The organism is Limosilactobacillus portuensis (assembly GCF_014838735.1).
Lineage (GTDB): Bacteria > Bacillota > Bacilli > Lactobacillales > Lactobacillaceae > Limosilactobacillus > Limosilactobacillus portuensis.
Genome location: NZ_JABUXQ010000050.1, coordinates 1 through 4,812, shown reverse-complemented (window position 1 = coordinate 4,812; position 4,812 = coordinate 1). Strand labels below are relative to the sequence as shown.

General features: G+C 38.6%; 8 protein-coding genes. 1 reads left to right on the top strand and 7 read right to left on the bottom strand.

What is annotated here, in order from left to right:
- Positions 1-197 (top strand): hypothetical protein (locus HUK49_RS11065; RefSeq protein ID WP_206705666.1); only part of this gene is annotated, 197 nt, incomplete at its 5' end.
- Here the strand turns inward: HUK49_RS11065 and rplA are convergent.
- The 7 genes from rplA to HUK49_RS11060 form a co-directional block, all read right to left on the bottom strand.
- The gene (gene rplA / locus HUK49_RS10350; protein ID WP_191913645.1) at positions 172-864 is read right to left on the bottom strand and encodes a 50S ribosomal protein L1; all 693 of its coding nucleotides are present in this window, start codon (positions 862-864) and stop codon (positions 172-174) included. The two genes, HUK49_RS11065 and rplA, sit on opposite strands and share 26 nt — an antisense overlap.
- 95 nt (positions 865-959) lie before the next feature.
- On the bottom strand, positions 960-1,385 hold the full coding sequence (gene rplK, locus HUK49_RS10345) for a 50S ribosomal protein L11 (RefSeq protein WP_003717526.1): 426 nt from the start codon (positions 1,383-1,385) through the stop codon (positions 960-962).
- A gap of 401 nt (positions 1,386-1,786) precedes the next feature.
- Positions 1,787-2,332 (bottom strand): transcription termination/antitermination protein NusG, encoded by a 546-nt coding sequence (nusG, locus tag HUK49_RS10340; protein WP_040531564.1) that lies wholly within the window; start codon positions 2,330-2,332, stop codon positions 1,787-1,789.
- A gap of 120 nt (positions 2,333-2,452) precedes the next feature.
- Positions 2,453-2,629: a preprotein translocase subunit SecE gene (secE, locus tag HUK49_RS10335; protein WP_003717524.1), complete on the bottom strand. Its 177-nt coding sequence runs from the start codon at positions 2,627-2,629 to the stop codon at positions 2,453-2,455.
- 16 nt (positions 2,630-2,645) lie between these two features.
- Entirely contained in the window at positions 2,646-2,795 is a 150-nt protein-coding gene (gene rpmG, locus HUK49_RS10330) for a 50S ribosomal protein L33 (RefSeq protein WP_003717523.1), read from the bottom strand.
- A 180-nt stretch (positions 2,796-2,975) separates the two neighbouring features.
- Positions 2,976-3,542, bottom strand: coding sequence for a sigma-70 family RNA polymerase sigma factor (locus HUK49_RS10325; RefSeq protein ID WP_146001924.1), 567 nt, complete (start codon positions 3,540-3,542; stop codon positions 2,976-2,978).
- 882 nt (positions 3,543-4,424) lie between these two features.
- On the bottom strand, positions 4,425-4,625 hold the full coding sequence (locus tag HUK49_RS11060; RefSeq protein WP_206705665.1) for a hypothetical protein: 201 nt from the start codon (positions 4,623-4,625) through the stop codon (positions 4,425-4,427).
- Between the last annotated feature and the right edge of the window lie 187 nt (positions 4,626-4,812).

The window sequence follows — 4,812 nt, the reverse complement described above, 5'->3', positions numbered from 1 at the left end:
GCCCAACACCTACATTGCCATTAACTGGAAGAATAAACAAGCAGCCCGTGCCAAGGTTCAGGCACGAGCTGCTTAACAAAATTTATTCTATTTTCTCATCAGTACTTCTTGACGAAGAGCCAAAAGATGGAATCAATCTGATTCCATCTTTTTATCTTCTAATTATTCAATTTAGAAGCTTTCCAAATCAAGTGTAACACTTGGTCCGAAAGTTGAAGCAATTGAAGCGTGTTGTACGTAAGTACCACGTACAGAAGCTGGACGAGCCTTCATAACAACATCTTCAATAGTCTTTAAGTTTTCAACTAACTTATCAGTATCGAATGAAGCCTTACCGAATGGAACAGCAACATTACCATCACGGTCAGTCCGGTAAGTAACCTTACCAGCCTTAGATTCTTCAACTGCCTTAGCAACATCCATAGTAACTGTACCAGTCTTAGGGTTTGGCATTAAGCCCTTAGGTCCAAGAATCCGACCTAAACGACCAACAACTGGCATCATGTCTGGAGTTGCGATTGCAACGTCAAAGTCTAACCAACCGTCTTGGATCTTGTCAGCCAAGTCAGCGTCACCAACAAAGTCAGCACCAGCAGCCTTAGCAGCCTTAGCATTGTCTCCCTTAGCGAAAACAATAACTGTTTGATCCTTACCAGTACCGTTTGGTAAAACAACGGCACCACGTAATTGTTGGTCAGCTTGCTTAGTATCAACGTTTAACTTAAATGCAACTTCAACAGTTGAGTCAAAGTTAGCGAAATCAATATCTTTTACTAATTGAACTGCGTCGTTAACAGCGTACTTCTTCTTGCTGTCAACCTTTTTAAGCGCATCTTGGTACTTCTTACCACGATTTTTAGCCATCTTGTGTTTTCCTCCTTGCAAATGTGGTCTAGCGGAGTTAATACCTCCCACGGGATGTACTACTTTTATAGTGCATCCGGCCTGCTTCTCAGCAATTAGTCTTCAACAGTGAAGCCCATGCTCCGTGCAGTACCTTCGATCATGCGCATAGCTGCTTCAACGTCAGCGGCGTTTAGATCTTGCATCTTAGTTTCGGCGATTTCCTTAACTTGAGCCTTGGTTACAGAAGCAACCTTGTTAGTGTTAGGTTCACCGGAACCGTGTTCAACACCAGCGGCCTTCTTCAATAAGACAGCAGCAGGTGGCGTCTTGGTAATGAAGTCGAATGAACGGTCCTCATATACAGTAATAACAACTGGGATCAACATTCCTTTTTGGTCTGCAGTCCGAGCGTTAAATTCCTTAGTGAAGCCCATAATGTTAATACCTGCTTGCCCAAGTGCAGGACCTACTGGTGGAGCTGGTGTAGCAGCACCGGCAGGAATTTGCAACTTGACAACGTTAGCTACTTTCTTTGCCACGAGACAAAACCTCCTTAGTCCGTGTTGTGGTCATGATGAGGCAGTAAATTTACCTCTCCCACAGTATGTCGAATAGCATACTTAGGTAACTTACCACATTTATAATTAAAATTCAAGGTAAATAGTGTAAAAATAAGATTATAACGTGCTATGCAGCACAATCGAGAATAGTTCACCGCGACCGCCACCAGTATCCTAATAAATCGGCTCGCAGGGAAAGTCCCTATAGCATCGTCATAACGTGCTTATCAGAAACTTGCTAGAGCTACAAATACAACACAGTTGAGAATAGCTCACCGCGACAGCCACCTCCGTCTAAATAGTCCAGACTTGATTGTAAACAATCATCGTCTGAACTTCCTTAGTACTCGGTGGCTTGTATGTCGCGGTTCACCCTCTCTTTATTCTACCGTATCAATTTGGTCGAAGCCTAATTCAGCAGATGTTTCACGACCAAACATTTCAACGTTAACCTTTAATTTCATCTTTTCATGGTCAACTTCTGTAACCTTACCAGTTAAGTCGGCAAATGGTCCGGCAATCACCTTAACGCTATCACCAACACTAACGTCAATATCGTGTTGAACGGTTTGAACGCCCATCCGCTTCATGATCCGGTCAACTTCTTCTGGAAGTAATGGGGTTGGCTTTGAACCACCACCGTGAGAACCTAAGAAACCAGTAACACCAGGTGTATTCCGCGCAATGTACCAGGCTTGGTCAGTCATAACCATTTCTACTAAGACGTAACCAGGGAATGTCTTTTCAACTACTTCCTTAGCTTGACCATCCTTAACTTGACGAACCTCATCTTCAGGAACAACTACTCGAAAAATGTAATCTTGCATCCCCATTGATTGAGCACGTGACTCCAGGTTGCTCTTAACCCGGTTTTCATAACCTGAGTATGTGTGTAGAACGTACCAGCGTTTTTCATTTGATTCCACGATGAATCCTCCTTAATTAAAATTAACTCTCATTTTCAACTTCAAAATAAAAAACCTCGCGGATCCCCCACGAAGCTCGTTGAATTTAGTATAACAAATCTCTTATAGTTTGACCACTGCTTAGACAAATAACTTCATTAAGAGTTGAATTAGCCAATCAAACAGGGCAAAGAATAAGACGAAGAAAAGCGTTAACGAAATAACAATGGTTGTATCACGCCGGTTTTCACGAGCAGTTGGCCAAACAACCAGCTTCATTTCGTGATTTACACTTTTAATAAAACGAAACAGATGCATAATTTCCTCCAGCTAACTAACGGGTTTCACGGTGAAGAGTATATTCACCACAATGTTTACAAAACTTTTTTAATTCTAATCGTTCTTGTCGTTGAGGATTAGCGGTAATTGTATAGTTATGAGCACCGCACTTCGTACATTCCAGTGCAACTTTCTTTTGGGACATACTTTCACCTCCACACATAATTAAGATTAGCATGTTCCATTTACTAAAACAAGTCTTTGCGTTATGTCGTCAGTAATTGTTATTAAGAGCCAAAAGATTATGCTTTTTTACGTTTAAGGATTAGAAAAAGACTGATTAAATTACCAGCCTTGTTCTTAACTTATTAATCCTTCAACCCGATCACTCACCCGCTAAAATCTTGATTAATTTTGTCCGGGCTCGCGAAAGAGCACTCTGAACCTGTCGCTTGCTACATCGAAGCTTTCGGCATACATATTCAACCGATTTTCCAGTAACAATCAGCGCCAACACATCTCGTTCAAATGACGAGCTAACTCTAATGATCTCTTTAATACTCTTATGACAATAGACAATATCTTCTAGTAAAATTTCTCCACCAATCATTGTCTCACTATCACTTTCTCCCAAAGAGTCTAATTGATCAACCGGGATCCGTTTATCTGCTTGCCTGGCACGATACAAGTCAAGAAGGCGATTGATTAAGCTCTGCTTATAAAAACCGCTAAATTGATTAATATCTTTGCCATTATATGAATAAATAACCTTTAGTAGGACAAGTTGTGCCTCTTGCTCCCAATCTTCAAGCTCTAAATCAGCAATATAAAATCGCTGCCAAAGTCGCTTAACAAGTGAAGAGTAACAATCAAATAATGCCATAAATTGATCCTCGTTGCCGACTTGTGCCTGAGTGAGTAATTCGAGATTAGCTGAATGATTTTTTATCATTGTTTCACCTTAATTTGATTAAGGATCACCTTTCTTGAATTTGGCTCCTTCACCCATTCATTGATTGCCTGGTCGAGGGATTCTCATTCCCATCGTCAGGAAGATTCTCAATTCCTAGTACCGGTTCCTTATACTAAGCCTCTCGATCTTGGTGACTAATGCCTGAAAATAATCTACCAAACTTTTAGTAGTTTGAGTAGCACTTTCTTGTGATTTTGTGAACAACCATTCAAATGATAGTTAATCAACAAATTTAGCTGCATAAAAATTTGCTTTTCTAACATGAACACAATCGCCAGAATAGTCTTTTAATGCGACAAGTGTTTCAATATACCAATTATTTGTTGTTATGGGATATTTTATAATTTGAAAAAATTTTGCTTTTTGAATCCCTGTTTAAGCACGTAAGGTGAATTATGCAATTTATCGTTATCATAGTTTAGCCATTTTTATATACGCCTAGTATCACATATGCACGCTAAGTTTATCTTTCCTCGCTAATATTAAAAATAATAGTGATTATGAATATACTGAACAAAACTATAATTACTAGGTGAACTTATGCTAAAAAGAATTCCTTTTCATGGTAAAACAACTAATATTCATAAATTAGCTACAATATATAAAATTTCTGCCAAGGAAATCACTTTTCGTTATGAGCATGGCTGTCGCGAAGATAATTTAGTAGTCAAGCATGTTTATGATGAGTCTCCTTACAGCTTCATCAAATTTAATAACAAAAAAATTACTATTAAAGAATTCCTAATAATGTATCCCAACTTCAACGTTTTCATTATTAGGAATCGTTTTAATGCCGGGAAAAGCTTAATTGCTCCCTTAACTAAATACGAGACTAATCAATACCGCCATTTACATAAATAACTAATGAAATCGATCCATTTCAATTTGGTAAAGCTTCATTAGTTCTACTGGTGACTTAGTTTGAACGAGTCCTAATAATCGCTTGACATCATCAATTCCGATTGAATTGTTGCTATTCCCCCAAAGTACCAGAATATCAATTATGCCATGTACATAAATATTTCTTATAAATCTTAATGTTAAAGAATTTTCCGTTTCCATTTCTTCTTGGAATAGGTATGGAAAGCGGTTATTAAATTCCTGATTGCCTAACTTAACCACTTTTTTATAAGGCAGATTGTAAAATTTAAGTTGAACATTTAAGTAGACAGAAAAACCCATCAAGGTCTTTAATGGTGTTACCACAACATTCCATTAGAAAGAAGGACCTTAATGGGCACCACTATTT